Origin of the sequence: Streptomyces musisoli, from assembly GCF_016741855.1 — a bacterium.
Classification (GTDB): Bacteria; Actinomycetota; Actinomycetes; order Streptomycetales; family Streptomycetaceae; genus Streptomyces; species Streptomyces musisoli.
This window is the reverse complement of the sequence record NZ_JAERRH010000002.1, coordinates 675,959-697,446: the sequence shown is the minus strand read 5'-3', so window position 1 is coordinate 697,446 and position 21,488 is coordinate 675,959. Positions and strand designations below refer to the sequence as shown.

Here is a 21,488-nt window from a genome sequence, read left to right as displayed (position 1 = left end):
AGACTGCTGGCGCCTGACCACATCAGCTCCCTGACACCCGCTCACGGTCTCCAGTCTCCCGGCGTGTTGTCCGGGGGTTCGCGGCGCGCCGTGCCACCGGGCTTTTCATCCGTTCAAAGGTCCCGCGCGCCCGACGCCGGAGGGACTGGGTGCCCGCGCTGCCGGGGGCTCCGGCCGACGGGCCGTGGCGCCGCGGGAACGTGCGGCGGCAGCGTGTGCGGACCGAGGCGGGGTACGCGCACGTCGCAGAGGGGAAAGGAGACGGTTCATGTCCTCACGGAAAGACGCGCCCGCCCCGGAGATCGGAGTGCTCGCCCCCGGGACGGAACAACGCGACCGGTTACGCAGCCGTTTCTCGGACATCGCGTGGACCAGCCTGTGCGTGGTGCTGGCGGTCTGGGCGGTGCTGGAATCCATCGGCTCCGCCCGCGAATCGGCGCGCTGGGTCTACTGCGGTGTGGCGTGGGTGCTCCTCGCCGTGGCGCTCGCGGTGCGGGTGGCGGCCGTCCGCCGCCGGGCGCGGTCCGTCCCCGGAGGCCGGTGATGCGGCGCGTCCGGCTCCTTCTCGCCCGGCATCTCTGGTTGCAGCTGATCCTCTCGGTGCTCGCCGCCAGCGCCCTGATCATGCTGCTTTTCCCGGGGCGTTCGGCCGTGTCCGTCGTGGTGCGCACCGCGGTGACGTCCGTGGGAGCGGTCGTCGTGGTCCTCGTCCAGCGGCGCAAGGAGAGGCGTGCCGCCGGCGGCTCGGCGGACGACGTCGTGGAACTGGACGCCAAGTTGCGCAAGGGCGAGATCCCGTCGGCTCCGGAGGAACGCCGGGCCATGCGCGGCCTCGTGGCCCGGCGCCTGCACCGGATGCGCCACCGGGTGGCGGCCCTGATCGGTCTCGCGGCGCTCTTCACCACCGTCACCCTGCTGATGGTGTTCACCGGGACGGTTCGGCAGGCCGTCGGCTTCGCGGTGCTCACCGTGGTCTTCGTCGGCTGGAACATCCACCGCGGCAATGTGTGGCACCGGCGCCTGCGCGCCATGGAGGCCGCGCTGAGCGACGGGAGCGGGCAGGACGCCGGGCGGCCCACTCCCCCGGCCCGGGCCCTGTAGTCCCGTCCGCGGAGCCGCCGGACGGCCGCGCGACTGTGGCCAGATTAGTCATCTGACAGGTCGTCGAACGCCGCGATACTCGGGCTGGGCAAATCTCGCCCCCTTCCCCGACTTCGGAGGCCACCGATGTCTCAGTCCAGTGTGCACACCGCCGCAGTGCTCGAAGCCTGGCTGTCGGGCGCGGAGAGCGCGTACGGCCAGCTCAACCCCGCCGGGCCGCTGTACGTCGGCGGGGCCGCCGCCGAGGCCGCGCTGACCGACCCGAGCGACTCCCTGTACGGCTTCTGCTCCAGCCCGAGCGGGTCGCGCGGCAGCTGGTGCTGCTGACCTCTCGCGCGTCTGCCGGTGCCGCCAGGCGTCGACGGCACCGGTAGGCCGTACCGCGGGGAACCGCGCGCCCTGCCCCGACCTGCCGCTCCGCACACCGGGTGCGGCCGGGCCCGGCCGCTCGCGCCGTTCCCCGCGGGTTCTCCGTGCGCGCCCGGACGGGCGCGTACCGCGCCTGGGAGCAGGGAGGGTGGAAGGTGAGCGAGCCGGCACCGGACAGGGCAGAGCAGGCGGAGTGGTTCGCCGGGCCCGTACGCAGCATCGCGCGGCCGTGGCGGGAGGGCCTGGCCCGGCGTCTCGCGGCCGTGCACGCACTCGACCGGGACGAACGGGACGTACTGCTGGAGGCCGGCCACACCGCGCTGCTCGCCTCGCTGCACGCCAAGCTCACCCGTCTCTTCCTCGTGGAGCTGCACGCCCTGCGCCTGGCCCAGGGTGTCGATCCGGCCGGGCCGGGCGCGGCCGAGGCGGACACGGGCCTGTGGGCCGCGTTCATCGAACAGGCCGGTGCGGAGGGCTATCTCGACAAGCTGGCCGACCGCTACCCCGCTGTCGGACCGCGGGTCGCGACGGTGGCACGGATGTCGGTCGCGGCCGCGGCCGGGTTCGCGGAGCGCTTCGCCGCCGACCGTGAGCTGCTGGTGCCGTTGCTCGGCGGGGCCCCGGGCCGGATCCGTGCCGTGACGTTCGGGGCGGGTGACAGTCATGGGGGTGGGTTGACCGTCAGCCGGGTCGACCTCACCGGCGGGACCGTCATGTACAAGCCACGTCCGTCGGAGGTGGACGTGGCTCTGGGCGGGCTGCTGGACGAGCTGTTCACGGACTTCGCCGGGGCCCCGGCACCCGAGGTCCGGATCCGGGTGCCGCGCACGCTCGCGCGCGACGGCTACGGCTGGGCCGAGTTCGTCCGCCACCGCTACTGCGCCGACGACACCGAACTCGCGGCCTTCTACCGGAACATGGGGCACTGGCTGGCCGTCCTCCGCTTCACCGGCGGCACCGACATGCACGCCGAGAACATGATCGCGGACGGCCCGGTGCCGGTGATCGTGGACGCCGAGACGCTCTTCGACGCCCCCGCCCCCTTCCCGCCCAGCGGCCGGGGCGACGCGGTGGACGTGGCGGCGGCGGCCATCCGCCGGACGGTGCTGCGTACCGGTCTGCTGCCCGTGCGCGGCACCGGATTCGCGCTGGGCGGGGTGGACATCTCCGGTGTGGGGGCGCTTCCCGGCCAGCAGCCGCTGATCCCGAACCCGGTGGTCGCGGACGGCGGCACCGCGGCGGCCCGCTTCGAGGTGGACATGGCGGCGATGCCGACCGCCGGGAACCACCCCAGCCCGGTCCCCGTGCTGAGCGCGTACTGGGACCGGATCCTGGCCGGCTTCCGCGAGATGACCGCGCAGCTGCGCCGGCCCGGCGTGGACCCGGTCCGGCTGCTGCGGCGGTTCGAGGGGAGCCGGGCGCGGCGGATTCTGCGCCCGACCCAGGCGTACGTCGACATCGGCCGGATGCTGTGGCACCCGGCGTCGCTGCACGACGAGGGCGCGGCCGTCGAGCGGGCCCGGGACATCCTGCGGCGCAATGCCGGGGTGCTGCCGGGCGCGCCTACGGACCGGGAGGCCATCGACGGCGAGATCGCCGACCTGCTGGCCGGTGACGTTCCGATGTGCGGCTTCACGGTGGACGCGGCCGCCGTACGCGGGACGGCCGAGGACTGGCGCACCGCCGACTTCGCGCTGGAGGAGTCGGTGATCCAGGACGCCCTGGTGGGCGCGTACCTGAACGAGCGTTCGCTGCCCGCGCGGGTGCAGACCGCGGCCGAGGAGCCGCACGCCCGGGACCGGGAGCGGCGCCGGCGCCGGCTGGCCGCGCGGATGGTGCGCCGACTGTGCGACGGGGCGGTCCGCGGCGCGGACGGCACCGCCACCTGGATCAGCCCGGTCTTCACGCCGGCCGGCTGGTCCATCAGGGTGCTGCCCGCCGACCTCTACACGGGGCAGGGCGGAGTGGCCCTGGTGCTCGCGGAGTACGTGCGCGAGGTCCGGGCCGGGCGCGCGGACGAGGTGCCGGGTGTCGCCGAACTCTTCGACGGCGCGCTGCGCGTGCTGGTCGCCACCGAGGAGCGGGTGCCCACCCCCTCCGCCGGGGCGTTCAGCGGCGCCGCCTCGCAGGTGTGGACGTGGCTGGCACTGCACCGGGTGCTCGGGGAGGAACGGCCGCTCGCCCGGGCCGTCGAACGGGCCGCGCTGCTCGAAGGGCCCCTCGTCGACGACGACGTCGAGGTGGACCTCCTCAACGGAGCGGCCGGCGGCATCGTACCGCTGCTGGGCCTCGCCGCCGCGACCGGGCAGGACCGCTGGCTGGCCGCCGCCGCGCACATCGGCCGCCGGCTGGCCCGGCAGGCCACCGTCGACTCCCGTGGGGCCCGCTGGTCGACCCGCCTCAACCCCGAGGGCATCGGCGGCTTCGCGCACGGTGCGACCGGGATCGGCTGGGCGCTGGCCCGGCTGGCCCTGACCGAGGCGGGCACCGCGGCGGAGCGGCGTGCCTGGCACCACCTCGCCGAACGGGCCTTCGCCTTCCAGGAGTCGCTGTGGCAGCCCGGCCAGGGCAACTGGCTCGACGTCCGCATCGGCGCCGAGGAGGACTTCTTCACCAGCTGGTGCCACGGCAGCTCCGGGATCGGTGTCGGCATGCTCGACCTGCACCGGCGTACGGGCGACCCCGCCCGCCTCGACATGGCACACCGGGCCGCCCGCGCCTGTGCCGCGGAGGGGTTCGGCTGGAGCCACACCCTGTGCCACGGCGACCTCGGTCTCTGGCGGTTCCTCACGACGCTCGGGTTCGGTGATCCGGACGATCTCGACGGGGAGATCCTCACCGGTCTGGAACAGCGCGGCCCGGTCGGCGGCCTGGCCCGCGAGGCCTTCTCCCCCAGCCTGATGTCGGGGCTCTCGGGTGTCGTGCACAGCCTGCTCTGCATGCACCGGGAGGCCTCGCTGCCCGACCCCCTGCTCCTCGACTGACCGAAGTCCGCCCGGGGCCGCGGCCGGTGGCCCCGGGCGGGCCGCCCGCGGACGCCGGCCCGCCGGTCGTCCACGGGCACGGCCCAGGTCGTCAGTCGTCCACGGGCATGACCCTGATCACCTTGCCGGTGCGGTCCGCCTGGAGGTACCCGGTCTGGTTGTAGGCGTTCCCGAGGTACACGGACATCCCGACCGGCGTGCCGAAGGCGTCGTCGGCCAGCCGCAGGACCAGATAGCGCGTGGTCACCGTGCCGACGTTCAGCTTCTTCTCGGCCTGGCGCATCAGTCCCGGCACGGCGTCCCAGTCGAACCCTTCGAGGGTGACGGGCTTGTCGCCGCCCGACAGCGCGCCGCTGATGATCTGCTTCTGCACGCCCTGCCCCACGCGGTAGGTGTAGGAGTCGTACTTGGTGTCACTGCCCTTCACCATCAACTCGGCGTTCACGTACTGCGGGTACACGACGAGCTGCCCGAAGCGGTCGCGGCCGGTCTCCTTCTCCAGCGCCGCGACGGCGGTACGGATGCCGGCGGGGCTCAGCAGGTTCTTGGGGGCCGTCGCGTCCGTGCCCGTCTGCTCGTTCCCGGCCGGAGCGGCGGAGGCGGGGGCGGATCCCCTCGATGACGCCGCCCCGGTGGTGGCCTCGGCGGAGCGTGAGTGCCCCGTCGCACCGGCGGAGCGCGACGGTCCGGACGCACCGGCGGGCCGGCCGTCCCCGTCCGGACGCAGCGCCCACATGAGGATGCCGGCGAGTGCCACGGCCGCGACCGGCAGGCTCACCAGTGTCCAGCGGCGCCGTGAGCCCGGGCGCACGGGCGCGGTCGCGGACGAGGGACGCGCGGCCCCGGGCGCCGGCGCGAGCGTGTGCGGAGGGCGGGCGTCGTACGGCCCCGAGGGCATCGAGGGTGCCGGTCCGAAGCCCGCAGTCGCCGGTTCCGGGCCCGGAGTCGTCCCGGCGGGCGGCGCGGCGCGGCCGTCGGCGGCCGGTACCGCGGGCGGCGGTTGCAACGGGTAGGAGGTGGGCGTTCCGGCCGCGTGGGCCGCGGCCTCCAGCATCCGCTCCAGCTCCGGGGCGGCGGGGCGGGCCGCGGGATCCCGGACGAGGACGCGGAGGAGCACGTCCCGCAGCGCGCCGGCCCGGACCGGCGGCGGGACGTCGTCGCTCAGGACGGCGGCGAGTGTCGCCAGCGTCGTGCCCCGGCGCAGCGGGTGATGGCCCTCCACCGCCGTGTACAGCATCATGCCCAGCGACCACAGGTCCGAGGCGGGGCCCCCGTCGTGGCCCGAGACGCGTTCCGGGGCCATGTAGTCGGGTGTGCCGATCACCGAGCCGGTGGCGGTGAGCGCGGTCGACTCGCGGATCGCCGCGATACCGAAGTCGGTGAGCACCGGCCGGCCGTCGGGACGCAGCAGGACGTTGGCCGGCTTCACGTCGCGGTGCTGGATGCCGGCCGCGTGCGCCGCGCGCAGGGCGGCCAGCACCTCGCGTCCGATCAGGGCCGCCTCCCGGGGGTCCATCGGCCCCCGGGCCAGGCGGTCGGCCAGGGAGCCTCCGGTGACGAGTTCCATGACGAGCCAGGGGTAGGTTCCCGGGCCGCCGTCCACGATGTGATGGATGGTCACCACGTTGGGGTGGTCGACCCGGGCCAGGGCGCGCGCCTCCCGCAGCACCCGCTCCCGCAGCATGCGCGCGGCCTCGGGGTCGTACTCCGCGAGGTCCGGATCGGGCGGCCTGACCTCCTTGACGGCCACGCTCCGGTGCAACACCAGATCCCGGGCCAGCCAGACCATGCCCATTCCCCCGCCGCCGAGCCGTCTCTCCAGCTCGAACCGCCCGTCGACGACCCGTCTGCCGCTGCCGTCGCTGCCCGCTTCGCTCATGCGCCGGAGCATAGTTGCCGCCGCCGACAGCCGACGCGCGGGCCTCCCCGCCGGCCCTCCGCCGGGCCTCGCCACCGGGCCCCCAGCGGCTTCCGTCGGCCTCCCCGCGGGCCCCCCGTCGGCCTCCCCCGACGGCCCTCCCGGGTTCGGCGGACCGGCCGGAAAGGTGCACCGCAGTCCCTTGACGACCACCGGCAACTCTCGTACGTTGCGACCGCACCATGGGTTTGAAACGTTTCAAAGACTTTTGCCCGTAGCCCAGCCGAGCCGTCCTGCCTCGCCCGATCCGCGTGAAGGAGTACTCCGTTGGCCCCTCAGACCACTCCCCCCGCCCCCGGCTCGCCCACCCCCCGCAGTCGTTCCGCGATCAGCCGGCGCCACTTCCTCGGCACCGGATCGGCGCTGACCGCCGGCGCCCTCGCCGCGGGTGTCGGCGGTGCACTCTCCGGCCGTGCCCAGGCGGCGGCCGGCGGCAGCTTCCGAGCGGATCCCGTCGATCTCTCCCCGGCCCGTTGGATCTGGTACCCGGAAGGGGACCCCGCCACCGACGCACCGGTGGGGCACCGCTACTTCCGCAGGACCTTCACCGTGGCCGCAGGAGAGGTGACCGACGCCCAGCTCGTCGTCACGGGCGACGACACGGTCGACGTGTGGCTCAACGGCGAGTTCCTGGCCGGCTCCCCCAGAGTGCCGCACTCCTGGCGCACCGCCCTGTACGTGGACCTGCGCACCGCCGTACGGCCGGGCACCAACACCATCGCGCTGGCGAGCCGCAACCAGGGCGGACCGGCCGGCCTCATCGCCCGGGTGCGCGTCCTGACCTCCGGCGGCACCACCGATGCCGTCACCGACGCCCGCTGGTCGGCAGGCAAGGAGGCACCCGAGGGGTGGGAGCAGCCCGGCTTCGCCGACGGCGGCTGGCCGGCCGCCCGTGACCTCGGCGCCTACGGAACCGCTCCCTGGTACACCGCGGTCACCGGTCCCGACCTCGCTGCGGCGTCACCGCTGAGCGTGGCCGCCTGCACCGTCGAGCACCGCACCAGCCCGCTGGGCATCGACGCGGCGCGGCCCCGGTTCGGCTGGAAGCTGGACTCGTCAGCGCCGCAGCAGCGGCAGGGCGCGTACCGGATCCAGGTCTCGTCCACGGCCGACGGCACCGGCGACCTGTGGGACAGCGGCACCGTCCCCTCCGGCCGGCAGATCGACATCCCCTACGCCGGCGCGAGCCTGGCGAGCCTGACCCGCTGCTTCTGGCGCGTACGCGTCTGGGACACCCAGGGCCGGGCGGGCGCGTGGAGCGCACCCCGCTGGTTCGAGACCGGGCTGCTGTCGGGGACCGACGAGTGGCGGGCCGCGTTCATCGGCCGGCCCCCGGGACCGGACCTGTCGGGGGCCGGATGGATCTGGTACCCCGAGGGCGATCCCGCGGGCGGCCGCCCCGCGGAGACCCGCTGCTTCCGGCGCACGTTCACGCTGACCGGTGCGCCGGCCGCCGCGACCCTGGTCGTCACCGGGGACGACACCGCGGACGTGTGGGTCAACGGGACGCTGGTGAGCGCCTCGCCGCGGGTCACCGACTCGTGGAAGAGAGCCGCCTCGGTCGATGTCACCGCCCACCTCTCGGCCGGCGCCAACACGATCGCGATCGCGAGCCGGAACACCAGCCAGTCGCCCGCCGGGCTCATCGCCAAGCTCACGGTGACCGGCGGCCCGACCGTGGTCACCGACGCGGCGTGGAAGGCGTACCGGGACGCGCCGTCCGGCTGGCAGACGCCCGGATACGACGACGCGGCCTGGCCCGCGGCGCGCGTGGTCGCGTCGTACGGCGGTGGACCGTGGGGCTCCGGTGTCCAGGTCGTCGGGCCCGCGCCCCTCCTGCGCAAGAGCTTCACCGTACGCGGACCGGTCGCCTCGGCCAGGCTGCTGACGACCGCGCTCGGCCTGCACGAGACCCGGCTCAACGGCGCGAAGGTCGGCGACCGCGTACTGGCTCCCGGCTGGACGGACTACGGCAAGCGCCTCCAGTACCAGGTCTTCGACGTCACCACGCGGATCCGGCAGGGCGCGAACGCGCTCGGCGCCTGGCTGGGCAACGGCTGGTACTCGGGCAGCCTGGGCATCGCCGGCGGCCGGCGGTACGGCACCCAGCCGTGGTACTCCGCGCAGCTGGTCATCACCTTCACCGACGGCACCACCCAGCTGGTGACGACGGACGGCAGCTGGAGGACCAGCACGGGCGCGATCACGGCGGACGACCTGTACCACGGCGAGACCTACGACGCGCGGCTGCACATCGCCGGCTGGGACGGTGCCGGCTTCGACGACGGCGACTGGACCGCCGTGGCCGTCCGTGACGGGGCCCCGCCCCGGATGGTCGCCCAGCCCGACGACGGGGTGTGCGTGCAGCAGGAGTTCCGCCCGGTGCGAATCACCGAGCCGAAGCCGGGGGTGTGGATCCTCGACCTGGGGCAGAACCTCACGGGCTGGAACCGGATCGCGCTGCGCGGCGCGGAAGGCACCACGGTCACCGTCCGCCACGGCGAGGTGCTCGAACCCGACGGCACGCTCTACACCACCAATCTGCGCGCGGCCCAGGCCACCGACCGGTTCACCCTCGCCGGCACCGGGGACGTCGAGACGTACGAGCCCCGGTTCACGGTGCACGGCTACCGGTACGTGGAACTCACCGGTCTGCCGGCCGGCTTCACGCCCGACGAGGACACGGTCACCGGTCGCGCGGTGTGGACCGACGCCGCACAGCCGGGCACCTTCCGCACCTCCGACCCGCTGATCAACCAGCTCCAGCACAACATCGTGTGGGGCGAACGCGGCAACATGCTCTCCGTCCCGACCGACTGCCCCCAGCGGGACGAGCGCCTGGGCTGGACCGGCGACATCGCCGCCTTCTGCGCGACGTCCACCTTCAACCTGGACACCCACGCCTTCCTCGCCAAGTTCACCGACGACCTCACGGACGCCCAGCAGGCCGACGGCGCCTTCACCGACGTCGCCCCGGCGGTGGCCGGCGGTTCCGGCACCGCGGGCTGGGGCGACGCGGGCACGATCATCCCGTACACGCTGTGGCAGCGCTTCGGTGATCTGGCCGTCGTCGACCGGCACTTCACGGCGATGGCGAAGTGGGTGGACTACCTGCGCAACACCGCCGGCAGCGACCTGATACGCAATCGGCAGACCTACGGCGACTGGCTCAACGTCAACGACGACACCGCGCAGGACCTCATCTGCACGGCCTACTTCGCCTGGTCCGCACGCCTGGTCGCACGCATGGCCGCGGCCACGGACCGGACGGCCGAAGCCGCGTCGTACGGGCGACTGGCCGACCAGGTGGCCGCGGCCTTCACGGCGCGCTTCGTCGCGGGCGACGGCACGGTCCGCGGCAACACCCAGACCGGGTACGTGCTGGCCCTGGCCTTCGGGCTGCTCCCCGCGTCCCTGGTGCAGCCGGCCGCGGACAAGCTGGCCGCGCGGGTCGCCGCGGCCGGCGGGCACCTCAGCGTCGGCTTCCTCGGCGTCGAGAACCTGCTGCCGGTCCTGGCCGACCACGGCCATGCCGACACCGCCTACCGCATCCTGCTGCAACGCGGCTTCCCCGGCTGGGGGTACATGATCGACCACGGCGCCACCACGATCTGGGAGCGCTGGGACGGCATACGCACCGACGGCTCGTTCAACGACCCGGGCATGAACTCGTTCAACCACTACGGTCTCGGCTCGGTCGGCGACTTCCTCTACCGCCACGTCGGCGGGCTCGCCCCCGCCCGCCCGGGCTACGCGGCGCTGCGCGTCGCACCACGGCCCGGCGGCGGGCTGACCTCGGCCGACAGCACCTACGACACTCCGTACGGCGAGGCGGCGAGCGCCTGGTCGATCTCCGGGAGCCGGCTGACCCTGCGCGTCACGGTGCCGGTCAACACCTTCGCCACCGTCACGGTCCCCACCTCGCGCCCGCAGTCGACCGTCGCACCCGCGCAGGCCGTTCCGGCGGGTCCGGCGAGCTACCACCTGCCGGCCGGGACGCACACCTTCACCGCGGAGGTCTGACCGCGGCGAGGGCGCACCTCCGGCCCCCGCTGCCGGAGGTGCGCGGCGGTCCGGCCGCCCCGTCACGGCAGGCCGCGAGCCCTCGGTCCACCACCGCCCCGTGGGCCGGGCAGGCCGCGCTCCACGGGGTGAGCAGGCCGAGACGGCGGATTAAGCGGATGCCCCCACCGGCCCTCACCGATACCGTCCCGGTGGACGAAGGGGGGGCACACATGGGTGCGTCGATGCTCTATCAGGTGCTGGAGCCGCTGCCGGACAGGGCGAGCGCTCTGCTCACCGCACGGACACTGCTCGACCGGTTCGGAGAGGGGGATCCGGACGACGTGTCGCTGGACTTCCTGCAGATCGCGACGCGGGAGCAGTTCGAGCACGCCCGGCGGTACTTCGCCCACGGTGCGTTCAACTGCTCGGAGAAGGACCTGCGGTCTCCCGGCATAGCTCAGACGTGGCGCACGCTCCGTTCCCTCGGCTTCCGGGAGTCGGAGCCCGGCTGGGTGGACACACGGCTGGAGCCTGAGCTGGCGGCGCTGTGGCCCTTGCCGCACCGGGCGAATTTCATGCTGACGCGGGGCAGTACCCCCTCCACCTTTCCCGTCCGCGACTGCGACTGGTACACCGAGGAGGAGATCGACGACGCGGTCGAGGCGTGCGGCCCCCTCTCCCTCGACGTGTCCTGGTCGTCGGCGCTGCGCGGTCTGCCGGCCGCCAAACTCTGCGGCGTCCAGCTCTGCCTCAACAGCTCCTGGACCGGGACGGGTCCGGAGCCCGATCCGGGCGTGCACACGGTGTACCTGTCGATCGGCACCCGCAATCCGGAGGAGGTGGCACTGGACTGGCTGGGGCGTACCGGACTGCGCTTCGGTCAGGGACTGTGGGGCTGGTGAACACCCCCACGACCCCCGCTGCGCGCGTCCGGTCCGCCATGGGGCCGACGGGGGAGCACGGTGTCAGGGCGCCGGCAGGAGCACTCCCGGGTTGAGGACGCCGGCCGGATCCAGGGCCGTCTTGGCTGCCGACAGCGCGGCGGCGAAGGGGGCGGGGCGCTGCCGGTCGTACCAGGGGCGGTGGTCGCGCCCGACCGCGTGGTGGTGGGTGATCGTGCCGCCCGACGTCTCGATCGCCTCGGACACCGCGGCCTTGATGTGGTCCCACTGGGCCACCAGGTCGCCCCAGCGGCCGGGGGCGTACACGCCGAAGTAGGGCGCGGGCCCGTCCGGGTAGACGTGGGTGAACCGGCACGTCACCACCCCTGTCCCCGCGACCTCCCGCATGGCCTGCCGGGCCGCCTCGGTGACCGCCCGGTGCAGCGTCTCGAAGCCGTCCCAGGTGCACGCCGTCTCGAACGTCTCGGCGATGACCGAGTGACGGGCCAGGGCGTCACGCTGATAGGGCATCCGCAGGAAGGACGAGCGCCATGTCCGCACGTCCGGGCCGCCGCCCTCCTCGCCGCCCGGCTCTCCGCCGCCCGGCTCTCCGTCGCGCGGCTCCCCGCCGGCATCCGGGGACGGTTCTCCGCCGTGGTCGCGGCACAGCTCCAGCGCCCGTTCCAGGCTGCGGTGCACCGGATGGTCGGCGGACTCGAAACCGAGCACGAGTACGCCGCCGCCCACGCTCACGCCCGCGTTGATCAGTGCCTCGGCCGCGTCCAGCAGCCGGCAGTTCGCCGGGTTCAGGCCGCTCTGCGCGATCGCCCGGGTGGCGGCCACCGCCACCGTGTAGTCGCCGAACCGCACCGACGCCCGGGCGCGCCAGCGGGGGCGCTGCTGAAGGCGCATCCACGCCTCGGTGATGACGCCAAGCGTTCCCTCGCTGCCCAGGAAGAGCCGGTCCGGTGACGGCCCAGCGCCGGACCCCGGCAGCCGTCGGGACGCACTGACCCCGCTCGGCGTGACCACCCGCATCGACTCGACCAGGTCGTCGATGTGCGTGTGCAGCGTCGCGTAGTGGCCGCCGGCACGGGTGGCGAGCCAGCCGCCGAGCGTGGAGAACTCGAACGACTGCGGGAAATGACGCAGCGTCAGCCCATGCGGACGGAGCTGGTCCTCCAGGTGCGGGCCGAACACACCGGCCTGGATGCGCGCGGCCCGGCTCGTCCCGTCGACCTCCAGGACCCGGTCCATGCGCTCCAGGTCCATGGTGACCACGGCGGGGTGGCCGGTGCACCGCGGCTCCACGCCGCCGACCACCGAACTGCCCCCGCCGAACGGGATGACGGCGATGCCCTCGCGGCTGCACCAGTCCAGGAGGTCGGTCACATCGCGCTCGTCGCGGGGCCGCGCAACCAGGTCGGGCACATGACGCAGATCCCCCTGGAGGTTGCGCACGACGTCCCGGAACGCCTTGCCGTGCGCGTGGGCGGCGCGGTCGGCCGGTTCGGCGGAGCACAGGGCGGCGAGCGAGGCGGGCGCGGTCACCCGGGGGGCGGGCAGGCCGAGCGAGTCGACACCGGGCGGCTCGTGATCGGTCAGGTCCCCCGGCATCAGCACTCGCACACGGTCCAGCAGCGCCCCCAGTTCGGCTCCGCCCACCGCGTCCTCGACGTTCCCCCAGCCCCACCACGACCGTGTCATGACGCAGCACTCCCTTGAATTGACCCACGGGTAAATTACTGACGGGTCATATGTTGGGGTACGCTGGCCCCCATGGGCAAGGCCGGAACCAAGGGCGTCTCCCGCGCGGACCGGGAGCGGCAGATCATCGACATGGCCGTGGAGGAGTTCGGGACGCGCGGCTACGCGGGCGTGTCGGTCGCCGCCGTCGCACAACGCGCCGGGATCTCCAAACCCCTGGTCTACAGCTACTTCGACTCCAAGGACGGCCTCTACCTCGCCTGCGTCCACCGGGTCGGCGGCCTGCTCGTGGACGCCGTGGCCGCCGCCCGCTCCCGCAGCGGCTCGACCGGCCACGCACTGGACACCCTCGGCGCCCTCTTCACCACCGTCGAGCGGCACCGGCACGCCTGGTCCGTCCTGTACGATCCGGCCCTGCCGCCGCTCGGCGAGCTGCGCGACGCCGTGGGCCGCTACCGCGGGCGCCTCGCCGCCATGGGGGCCGCCGGTGCCGCCCAGCTCCTCGGCCGGGCCGGACACGACGACCCGCTCGACCACGAACTCCTCAACGACGTCTGGCAGTACGCCGTGACCGCCGTCATGCGGTGGTGGTCGGACCATCCGGACCAGAGCGCGGCCGAGATGACGGCCCGCTGCGCACGCCTCCTCACCACAGTGGGCGCCGGCTGAAGCGTTTTGTACCCTTATGTGCGGATTGCTATCGCGCAGGCTGCCGTGGCAGGAGGTCCGGTCATGACGACTTCTCCGCCCCCGGGCGGGACAGGCCCCGACAGGACGGCCTCGGACGGGACGGCTTCGGGCGGGACGGGCTCGCACGGGACGGCGCCGGGCGGGGCGGGCCCGGACGGGACGGCGCCGGGAGACGGCCACTACGGCGAGGACCTGTTCGCGCCGGAGCATCCCCGGGAAGCCGAGCGGATCGACGCCGCCGCGCTGGTCTACGACCCGGTGACCACGCGCCGCCTGCGGGCTCTGGGCGTCGGTCCGGGCAGCCGGTGCCTGGACGTGGGCGCCGGGACCGGAACGGTGGCACGGTGGCTGCTGGAGGAGGCGGACGTCGACGAGGTGGTCGCCCTGGACCGCGACACCTCCCAACTGGGCTCCCTGACCGACCCGCGGCTGCGAGTCATCACCGGTGACCTCACCGACGAGGACCTGAACCCGGGCCATTTCGACCTCATCCATGCCAGGTTCGTCCTGATGCACCTCCCCCAGCGCCGCCGGCTCATCACCCGGCTCGCGGGATGGCTCGACCCCGGCGGCCGGCTTGTGCTGGCAGACGCCCTGGAGGTGCCGGACGCCCTGGACACCTCCTCCGCCTACCGGCGCACCATGGACGCCATGTGGCGGGCGCTGCGGTCGACGATCGGCACCGACATCACCACCGTCCCGGCGTACCCGCACTTCCTGCGGGAGGAGGGTCTGCACGACGTCGCCGCGGAACTGTGCGTCCCGCCCCTGGTGGCAGGCGACCCGCTGGCCCTCTTCTGGTCGGAGACATGGAGCCGGATGCGCCCCGCTCTGGAGGAGACCGGCCTGGTGGACGCCGCGGTCGTCGACGAGGCCCTCGCGTACCTGGCCTCGCCCCGGCTCGCCGAACTCGGCCCCGGCATGCTGCTGGCCTGGGGGCGGCGGGACTGACACGACCCGGCCGGCGCCCGCGGGCAGCGGGACCGGTACGGCCCGGCGGGCGCCCGCAGGGCGGTCGGGCCCGCCGCGCACCGCGGGTTCTTAGAAGTCTCTTATCCCGCGCCATGACAGTGGCCGGCCATGAGGACGAGGAAGATCAGGAAGACCCGGAAGAAGATCATCGCGTTGAGCGGAGCGCTGACCGTGGTCGGCGTGGTCGGCACGGCCACCGCGTTCGGCACCGGCACCCACAGCCGCCCCCATGTCGAGGTGCACGGGGGCCGGGTCACCGTGCCCGTCGCCGGCGGACACGCGGTGGTCGACACCGCCGATCTGGCCGTACGGGCCCAGGCGGACGACGGCCGCACCTGGCAGCTCTCCGCACCCGCCGCCGACGGACCGGTCCCCGCCGGACCGGTCCCCGCCGTCCCCTCCGGACTGGGCCCCGCCGGGAAGGTGACCGTGCACGGCGCGAAGGCGACCTGGCGGTACCCGGCGAAGGGGCTCACGGTCACCGCGACCGCACGCGACGGACGGCTGGCGGTGTCCGTGCGCTCGGCCCGGCAGGCCACCCTGACCTGGCCGGTGACCGGCGCCGACCCGGCCACGCGCGAGGTGCAGATTCCGCGCGGAGAGGGGCTGTCGGTGCCGGTCGCCGACCGGTGGTGGAACTCGGCGGGGGCCGGGCTCGCGGGTTCGGAGGCGGGCATGGCCGACGGCCTGACGATGCCCTTCTGGGGAACGAGCCTGACGGGAAGGCACGGTGCGAGCTACATCGCCGAGTCCGACATCGGGACCACGCTGAGGTTCGTCTCCACCGGCGGCCGGCTGCACACCGCGGCCGAGCACGCGTTCTCGCCGCGTGAGGACACGACGGACTACCGGATCACGTTCGCGCTCACCGACGGCTCACCGGTGGCCGCGGCCCGCGACTACCGCGCCTGGCTGACCGCCCACGGCGGCATCACCACCCTGCGCCGGAAGATCGCCCGCAACCCCGAGGTGGGCAAGCTGATCGGCGCCTTCCACGCCTACACCTGGGGCCAGGCACGGACCGCCGAGGGCGTACGCCGGCTGCGGCGGCTCGGCATCGACCGGATGTGGCTCGGCTACGACGCCGACGGCTCCCCCATGGACGCCGAGGCGACGAAGACGGCCGAGCGGTCCGGCTATCTCGTGGGGCCGTACGACTCCTGGGCCAACGCCCAGGATCCGGACTCGGCCGACACCCCCGTGTCGAAGTGGCCGGCCCCGGTGTGGCAGGACGCCTGCGTGCACACGGCCGACGGCAAGCCGGTCACCGGTTTCGGCGGACGCGGCTGCTACGTCAGCTCCGAGGCCCTGCGGCGGGCCGAAACCTCCCGGCACCATCTCGCCGACCGCACCCGGGAGATGACCGCGAACGGCGCCGACAGCTACTTCCTCGACGTCGACGCCGCCGGTGAGCTGTTCACCGACCACACCCCCACCCACCCGATGACCAAGGCCCAGGACCGCCGGAACCGGCTGGAGCGCATGGCACGGCTGTCCGGCGACCGCTCCCTGGTCCTCGGTTCGGAGAGCGCCGGTTCCTGGGCGAACGGCGTGCTGTCCTTCAGCCATGGCTCCGGCACCCCGGTCACCGACCGGCTGTGGCGGCTGGAGAGGGACCGCACCACGTGGGGCGGCTACGCGCCCGCCGGCGCTCCGGCGATCTTCTTCAAGCCGGTCCGCCTCCCGGACGACGTCGCCAAGGCGATGTACGACCCCAGGTACCGGGTGCCGCTGTACCAGACGGTGCTGCACGACTCGGTGATCAGCACCGAGCGCTGGGAGCTTCCGTGGTCGAAGCTGCCGGACCAGAGCCGCACCCGCGCGCTGCTCGCCATGCTCTACAACGTGCCCCTCAACCTCGTCCTCGACCAGTCCGAACTCGACCGTCACGGGCGGCAGATCGCCCGGCTCCAGCGGTACTTCGCGCCCCTGCACAAGGCGGCGGCCACCGAGCCGATGACCGACTTCCGCCTGCTGACGCCGGACCGCCTCGTACAGCGGACGACGTTCGGCGACGGCGCACTGACCGTGACCGCCAACTTCTCCGCCGCCTCGCACGACGGCCTGCCCGGCGGGTGCGTCTCCGCGGTGGTCAGGAGCGGCACGGCCCGGCAGCTGTGTCCGGCCGGCCTCTGACGAGCCGGCACACCGCCCCACGGCTGCCCGACGGCTCGGGCTCGACGGGCGGCCGCGCCCGCTCCAGCCACTGCCGGTAGGCCGGAGCCTCGCGGGCCACCGCCCAGTAGGCCTTCTCCAACTCGGGGTACGCCTCGTCCAGTTCGGCCTCCGTGCGGGCCGCCAGGAGCAGCCGCACCCCTATCGGGTCGCCCGCCAGGGGACGGATCGCGCAATCGGGCCTGGGATGGGCCGTCGGCTGGCTGACCGTCACCACCTCGCCGATCGCGGCCAGCGAGTACGCGGTGAGGTAGTCGCCGTGCAGGATCTCCGACTTCAGGCCCGCCGCGCGCAGCACCCGGCACAGGGCGTCCCACTCGCCGTCGACCGTGGAGTCCACCATCCAGCGGTCACCGGCGAGGTCCGCCAGGCTCACCACCCGCCGCGAGGCCGCCGGATGGTCCGCGGCGAGCGTGACGAACTGCGGTTCCCGCTCGACGAGCACACGCAGGCCGAGGCCCCGCGGAATACGCAGCGGGCTGCCCTCGACCTCGTGCACGAAGGCCATGTCGAGCCGGCCCGCGGCGACCATGCCCAGCAGGGCGTTGGCGGACACGCTCATGTGCAGCGCCGGTTCGATCCGCGGCACGCGCGCCCTCAGCAGCCGCAGCCAGCCCGGGATGGCCCGGCTCGCCGTGGCACCGATGCGCAGCTGGAAACCGTCGGCGGCACGGGCCGCCGCCGCCCTCGTCTCGGCCACGATCGCCGCGAACTCCGCCACCAGCGGCCGGGCCCGGCTGAGCACGGCCAGCCCCAACGGGGTGGGCCGGCAGCCGGTCCGGGCGCGTACGAAGAGCTGGGCGCCGAGCGCGCGCTCGATGCGCCGCAGCTGCGTGCTCAACGAGGGCTGCGCCAGGCCGAGTTCCCGGGCCGCTTTGTGCAGACTGCCGGTGTCGGCTATCGCGCACAGAACGCGCAGGTGTCTCACCTCCAACTCCATGGAGGGAGAGTAGGGCGGTGCCGAACGCGACACCAGATGTTCAAGTTCCAACGAAAGTGGACGAGTCGGCCGCTGTCGTGCACGCCCGGCCCCGGGACCGGTCCGGACCGGCGGCACGCCGGACACGGTGTGTCAGATACGGCCCTGGGTCAGGCGGGTGATCGGCCCGTGCGTCTGGCGCTCGGACCGGCGGCCCCACGCGTACGACGCCGCGCTCAGCACGGTGAGGCCCGCGCCCATGCCGGCGGCGATCAGCTTGCGTTGGGCGACCACCGCCCAGGCCGTCCTGGCCGTCGCCGCGACCTGGCCGGAGGCGGTGACGATCGCCTGACGCCCCGATTCGGCGCCTCGCGCCGCCGTGCGGGTGGCCGCGCCGGCCATCTCGGCCGCGCGTCCGGTCCCCGACTTCGCGGCGGACACCGCGTCGTCGGAGGTCTCCACCGCCTTCTTCGCCGCGCGCCCGGCCGGAGCCGTCGCCTTCTCCGCCGTCCGCCGGGCCTTGGCCGCGGTGTCCCGCTCCGGTGCGGCCTGCCGGCCCGTCTCGCTGTTCGATTCAGTCATGGGCTTCGCGTTGCCCGTGCCTCCCGGGGCAAACCTGCCGGCCCGCCGTGCCCCGACGGGATCCTTTCCAGGACGCCGCCCGCGAACACGTCGTACAGCGGGAGCGTCTCGAGGTGGACGTAGCCGATGTGGCAGTCGCACACGGCCAGCGGGCAGGGTCGCGGGCCGAGGGCCGCCCGGTAGGAGCCGTCGTAGAGGTTGCCCAGTTCCGTGCGCACGAAGTGGCAGCGGCGGACGGTGCCGTCCCCGTCGACCGAGACGACCGACTCGCCGGTGCGGCAGGGCAGTCCGGCGCTGGCGTGCGGGCGGCGGCTGTACGGGAACAGCGGGTCCAGTTCCGTCCAGGCGCCGGCGTCCGCGTCGTCGTAGGTGTGCCCCTCGGCGGCGTTCACCCAGAGGTAGACGTGGCCGGGCAGGTCGGCGCGGAGCCGGCGGGCCTGCTCCAGGTGGCCGGGCAGGCCCACGACGCCGACGCTGTAGCGGATGCCCCGCTCGGCGAGATCCCGGCACTTGGCCAGGAAGCGGTCGTACGGGGTCTGTCCGGGATGGTAAGTGCACCACAGGGCCACGGTCCCGGCGTCCGCGCCGTCCAGCCAGTCCGTGCGGCAGCTGAGGTTGGTCTGGATGGCGACCCGCCGCACGTGGGGCAGACGGGACAGGTCGACCAGGGCCCGCCGGTACCAGGAGCGGACCAGGCCCTCGCCCCACGGGGTGAACAGGACCGACAGGCGGTCGCCGGTCTGGGCGGTGACCCACGCGGTGAAACGGTCGAGGGCCGCCCGGTCGGCGCGCAGCGCGGCCGTGCTGTCGCGCCGCTTGGCGAACGGGCAGTACGGGCAGTCGTAGTCGCAGGAGGCGAGCGGGCCGCGGTAGAGGATCGTGAGGTCCATGCGACGCCCTACTTGCGCTCGTAGGCGGCCATCGCGGCCCGTACGGCCGGGGAGAACAGCTCCGGGCCGATCGCGTCGGAGTGCGCCAGGCCCTCGGCCGTCAGACGCAGTCGCCGCCGATCACCGTCCTGCTCCAGCCAGCCGCGGTCGGCGAAGCGGTGCAGCTCGGCACCGAAGTGGTCGGCGGGATCGCCGCCGAAGCGGGCCCGGTAGTCGGTGACGGCCAGGCCGTCCGCCTGGAGCAGGGACTGCAGGAGATGGCGCCGGCGCGCCTCGTCCGGCGTCATACGGCGGCCGTACTCGGCGTGGGCGAAGTCGGCGGCCGGGCGGGCCACGTAGTCGTCGATGATGGCGCGGATCTCGTGCATGCCGACGGCGTAGTCGAAGGAGTAGTGCACACCGGCCGTGTACGAGCGGGCGCCGCAGCCGAGGCCGATCATGCCGTCGGTCTGGCAGGCGTAGTCGTCCGCGCCCTGCGATGGGGCGTCCGCACGGCGGAACATGCGCATCGAGTGCTGCACGTACCCGTGCGCGAGGAGGTGGTCGCGGCCCAGGCGGTACAGCCGCAGCCGCTGTTCGTCCCAGGCCGGGTCCGGGCCGGAGCGGCGGCGGTCGAGGCCGGTGAGGGGGCGGACGTACAGGGGGTAGAGGTACAGCTCCTCGGGGCGCCAGCCGAGGGCGACGTCCAGCGAGTGCAGCCAGGTGGCCTCGGTCTGGCCGTCGATGCCGTAGATCAGGTCGATGTTGAGCACGGGGATCGCCGCGTCCCGGATCCGGGCGAGGGCCGCCTCCACGTCCGCGCGGCGCTGCGGGCGTACGGCCGCGCGGGCCTCGGTGTCGACGAAGCTCTGGACGCCGAGGCTGAGCCGGGTGGTGCCCCGTTCGGCCAGGACCGCCAGCCGGTCGGCGGTGGCCGTCGCGGGTGACGCCTCGACGGAGAGCGGGACGGCGCGCAGGTCGGCGCCCATCCGGTGCTCGGCTATGTCGCACAGGCGCGCGAGTTCGGCGGCGGTGAGGAAGGTGGGCGTGCCGCCGCCGAACGCGGCCGTCGCGAAACGGACGCCGTCCGTGTCGCCGAGGGCCGCGCGGACCGTCGTCGCCTGGCGTTCCAGGGCGTCGAGGTAGGCGGTGGTGAGGCCGTCGGGGGCGCCGATCCGGGTGAACAGGTTGCAGAAGCCGCAGCGGACCTCGCAGAACGGCACGTGCAGGTAGAGGGAGAGCGCGTCCTTGGGTTCGCCCGCCCACAGGGTGCCGAGGAGGGGACGGTCGGACAGGCGGCGGTAGGCGGTCTTGTGGGGGTACGCGTAGACGTAGCTCTGGTACGGGCTGACGTCGGTGGGCTGGGGTGCGAGCGTCATCGGGCGGCCTCGGCGGTCGTGGCTTCCCGATCCCGAACGGCTTCCTGGCCCCGGCCGGCTTCCCGGTTTCGAACGGCTTCCTGGCCCCGAACGGTCTCCCGGTCCTGGTCGGGGTCGAGGAAGAAGTGCGCGTAGGGCACGGTCCACACGGATGCGTGGCCGAGGCGGTGGCCGGTGTAGCCGTCGTCCCCGTAGGCGGTGCCGTGATCGGAACAGACGATGGCGCAGCAGCGGCGCCGGCTGCTCATCGCGGCGAACAGCCGGCCGATGTGCCGGTCCACGTATTCGAGCGCGGCGGCGTGCGTCGCGCGGGTGTCGCCGGCCTCACGGGTCGCGCCGGGCAGATGGAACCAGTTCGGCTGGTGCAGGGCCGACACGTTGACGAAGAGGAACAGACGCCGGTCGGCGGGGAGCCGGCGTACGACGTGCTCGGCGCGCGCCACCTGCGCCTCGAAGGACGTGGGCGAGGTGACGCCGAACTCCGGCTCCCAGTGGGACTCGTCGAACAGGCCGGGCAGGACCGAGCCCAGCGGACCCTGCTTGTTGAAGAAGCCCACTCCCCCGATGCACACCGTGTGGTAGCCGTCCGCGGCGAGGCCGGAGACGAGGTCGGGGGTGTCGTACACGTAGGTGCCGTCGGCGGTGGTCTCGCTGCCCGCGAAGTGCGCGGCGAACAGGCGCGGGTGCGGGCCGGGGGCCGCCGGCGTCGGCAGGAAGCCCGCGAAGATGGCCTGGTGGGAGGCGTATGTGAAGCTGCCCGGGGCGTGCCGCTCCTCCCACTGGCCGGCGGGGAGATGGCGGGCCAGGTTGGGTATGCGGCCCGCCGCCGCCAGTTCGGCCGCCACGTCGTGGCGCAGGGTGTCGAGGGTGACCAGCAGGAGGTCGTGGCTGCCGACGACCTGGTTCATGTCCGGTCGCCCGGCGCGGCCCGGGGGCA

The 21,488-nt window shown here is 74.0% G+C and carries 16 protein-coding genes; 9 read left to right on the top strand and 7 right to left on the bottom strand.

Features of this window, described 5'->3' with window-relative positions; translation table 11 throughout:
• The first annotated feature begins 268 nt into the window (after positions 1–268).
• The 4 genes from JK361_RS06800 (at position 269) to JK361_RS06785 (ending at position 4,454) form a co-directional block, all read left to right on the top strand.
• Positions 269–544, top strand: coding sequence for a hypothetical protein (locus tag JK361_RS06800; RefSeq protein ID WP_201814738.1), 276 nt, complete (start codon positions 269–271; stop codon positions 542–544).
• Positions 544–1,101, top strand: a complete 558-nt coding sequence (locus tag JK361_RS06795) for a hypothetical protein (RefSeq protein WP_201814737.1) — start codon at positions 544–546, stop codon at positions 1,099–1,101. Before JK361_RS06800 ends, JK361_RS06795 begins: the two co-directional genes overlap by 1 nt.
• A 126-nt stretch (positions 1,102–1,227) precedes the next feature.
• Positions 1,228–1,428, top strand: a complete 201-nt coding sequence (locus tag JK361_RS06790) for a DUF6229 family protein (RefSeq protein ID WP_201814736.1) — start codon at positions 1,228–1,230, stop codon at positions 1,426–1,428.
• Between the two features lie 197 nt (positions 1,429–1,625).
• Positions 1,626–4,454: a type 2 lanthipeptide synthetase LanM family protein gene (locus tag JK361_RS06785; RefSeq protein ID WP_201814735.1), complete on the top strand. Its 2,829-nt coding sequence runs from the start codon at positions 1,626–1,628 to the stop codon at positions 4,452–4,454.
• Between the two features lie 91 nt (positions 4,455–4,545).
• On the opposite strand, the gene JK361_RS06780 is transcribed toward JK361_RS06785, so the two are convergent.
• The gene (locus tag JK361_RS06780) at positions 4,546–6,333 is read right to left on the bottom strand and encodes a serine/threonine-protein kinase (protein WP_201814734.1); all 1,788 of its coding nucleotides are present in this window, start codon (positions 6,331–6,333) and stop codon (positions 4,546–4,548) included.
• Positions 6,334–6,639: 306 nt separating this feature from the next.
• Here JK361_RS06780 and JK361_RS06775 point away from each other — a divergent pair, with 306 nt between their 5' ends.
• Together JK361_RS06775 and JK361_RS06770 are read left to right on the top strand one after the other, a co-directional pair.
• On the top strand, positions 6,640–10,395 hold the full coding sequence (locus JK361_RS06775) for a family 78 glycoside hydrolase catalytic domain (RefSeq protein ID WP_201814733.1): 3,756 nt from the start codon (positions 6,640–6,642) through the stop codon (positions 10,393–10,395).
• A gap of 212 nt (positions 10,396–10,607) precedes the next feature.
• Positions 10,608–11,279, top strand: coding sequence for a hypothetical protein (locus JK361_RS06770; RefSeq protein WP_201814732.1), 672 nt, complete (start codon positions 10,608–10,610; stop codon positions 11,277–11,279).
• A gap of 63 nt (positions 11,280–11,342) precedes the next feature.
• Here JK361_RS06770 and JK361_RS06765 read toward each other — a convergent pair whose 3' ends face one another.
• Positions 11,343–12,965, bottom strand: a complete 1,623-nt coding sequence (locus JK361_RS06765; protein ID WP_201814731.1) for an FAD-binding oxidoreductase — start codon at positions 12,963–12,965, stop codon at positions 11,343–11,345.
• A gap of 72 nt (positions 12,966–13,037) precedes the next feature.
• Here JK361_RS06765 and JK361_RS06760 point away from each other — a divergent pair, with 72 nt between their 5' ends.
• From JK361_RS06760 to JK361_RS06750, 3 genes are all read left to right on the top strand, one after another.
• Positions 13,038–13,634, top strand: coding sequence for a TetR/AcrR family transcriptional regulator (locus tag JK361_RS06760; protein ID WP_201814730.1), 597 nt, complete (start codon positions 13,038–13,040; stop codon positions 13,632–13,634).
• A 63-nt stretch (positions 13,635–13,697) separates the two neighbouring features.
• Positions 13,698–14,606, top strand: coding sequence for a class I SAM-dependent methyltransferase (locus JK361_RS06755; RefSeq protein ID WP_201814729.1), 909 nt, complete (start codon positions 13,698–13,700; stop codon positions 14,604–14,606).
• 129 nt (positions 14,607–14,735) lie between these two features.
• Entirely contained in the window at positions 14,736–16,763 is a 2,028-nt protein-coding gene (locus tag JK361_RS06750) for a glycoside hydrolase (protein ID WP_201814728.1), read from the top strand.
• Here JK361_RS06750 and JK361_RS06745 read toward each other — a convergent pair.
• The 5 genes from JK361_RS06745 to JK361_RS06725 form a co-directional block, all read right to left on the bottom strand.
• Complete coding sequence (locus JK361_RS06745) at positions 16,720–17,742, bottom strand: LysR family transcriptional regulator (protein ID WP_201814727.1); 1,023 nt, start codon at positions 17,740–17,742, stop codon at positions 16,720–16,722. The two genes, JK361_RS06750 and JK361_RS06745, sit on opposite strands and share 44 nt — an antisense overlap.
• Before the next feature lie 132 nt (positions 17,743–17,874).
• Positions 17,875–18,303: a hypothetical protein gene (locus JK361_RS06740; RefSeq protein WP_201814726.1), complete on the bottom strand. Its 429-nt coding sequence runs from the start codon at positions 18,301–18,303 to the stop codon at positions 17,875–17,877.
• A complete protein-coding gene (locus tag JK361_RS06735; protein ID WP_201814725.1) occupies positions 18,300–19,193 on the bottom strand; it encodes an STM4011 family radical SAM protein in 894 nt (297 codons plus the stop codon). Before JK361_RS06735 ends, JK361_RS06740 begins: the two co-directional genes overlap by 4 nt.
• A gap of 8 nt (positions 19,194–19,201) precedes the next feature.
• On the bottom strand, positions 19,202–20,551 hold the full coding sequence (locus JK361_RS06730) for an STM4012 family radical SAM protein (RefSeq protein WP_201814724.1): 1,350 nt from the start codon (positions 20,549–20,551) through the stop codon (positions 19,202–19,204).
• The gene (locus JK361_RS06725) at positions 20,548–21,459 is read right to left on the bottom strand and encodes an STM4013/SEN3800 family hydrolase (protein ID WP_201814723.1); all 912 of its coding nucleotides are present in this window, start codon (positions 21,457–21,459) and stop codon (positions 20,548–20,550) included. The genes JK361_RS06730 and JK361_RS06725 overlap by 4 nt, the downstream gene beginning before the upstream one ends.
• Between the last annotated feature and the right edge of the window lie 29 nt (positions 21,460–21,488).

Bases quoted from the DNA above. Each gene is read 5' to 3' on its own strand.
- JK361_RS06735 (WP_201814725.1), bottom strand. From the start codon at position 19,193: ATGGACCTCACGATCCTCTACCGCGGCCCGCTCGCCTCCTGCGACTAC.
- JK361_RS06795 (WP_201814737.1), top strand. From the start codon at position 544: ATGCGGCGCGTCCGGCTCCTTCTCGCCCGGCATCTCTGGTTGCAGCTG.
- JK361_RS06725 (WP_201814723.1), bottom strand. From the start codon at position 21,459: ATGAACCAGGTCGTCGGCAGCCACGACCTCCTGCTGGTCACCCTCGAC.
- JK361_RS06780 (WP_201814734.1), bottom strand. From the start codon at position 6,333: ATGAGCGAAGCGGGCAGCGACGGCAGCGGCAGACGGGTCGTCGACGGG.
- JK361_RS06740 (WP_201814726.1), bottom strand. From the start codon at position 18,303: ATGACTGAATCGAACAGCGAGACGGGCCGGCAGGCCGCACCGGAGCGG.
- JK361_RS06800 (WP_201814738.1), top strand. From the start codon at position 269: ATGTCCTCACGGAAAGACGCGCCCGCCCCGGAGATCGGAGTGCTCGCC.
- JK361_RS06745 (WP_201814727.1), bottom strand. From the start codon at position 17,742: ATGGAGTTGGAGGTGAGACACCTGCGCGTTCTGTGCGCGATAGCCGAC.
- JK361_RS06755 (WP_201814729.1), top strand. From the start codon at position 13,698: ATGACGACTTCTCCGCCCCCGGGCGGGACAGGCCCCGACAGGACGGCC.
- JK361_RS06790 (WP_201814736.1), top strand. From the start codon at position 1,228: ATGTCTCAGTCCAGTGTGCACACCGCCGCAGTGCTCGAAGCCTGGCTG.
- JK361_RS06770 (WP_201814732.1), top strand. From the start codon at position 10,608: ATGGGTGCGTCGATGCTCTATCAGGTGCTGGAGCCGCTGCCGGACAGG.
- JK361_RS06730 (WP_201814724.1), bottom strand. From the start codon at position 20,551: ATGACGCTCGCACCCCAGCCCACCGACGTCAGCCCGTACCAGAGCTAC.
- JK361_RS06765 (WP_201814731.1), bottom strand. From the start codon at position 12,965: ATGACACGGTCGTGGTGGGGCTGGGGGAACGTCGAGGACGCGGTGGGC.
- JK361_RS06750 (WP_201814728.1), top strand. From the start codon at position 14,736: ATGAGGACGAGGAAGATCAGGAAGACCCGGAAGAAGATCATCGCGTTG.
- JK361_RS06760 (WP_201814730.1), top strand. From the start codon at position 13,038: ATGGGCAAGGCCGGAACCAAGGGCGTCTCCCGCGCGGACCGGGAGCGG.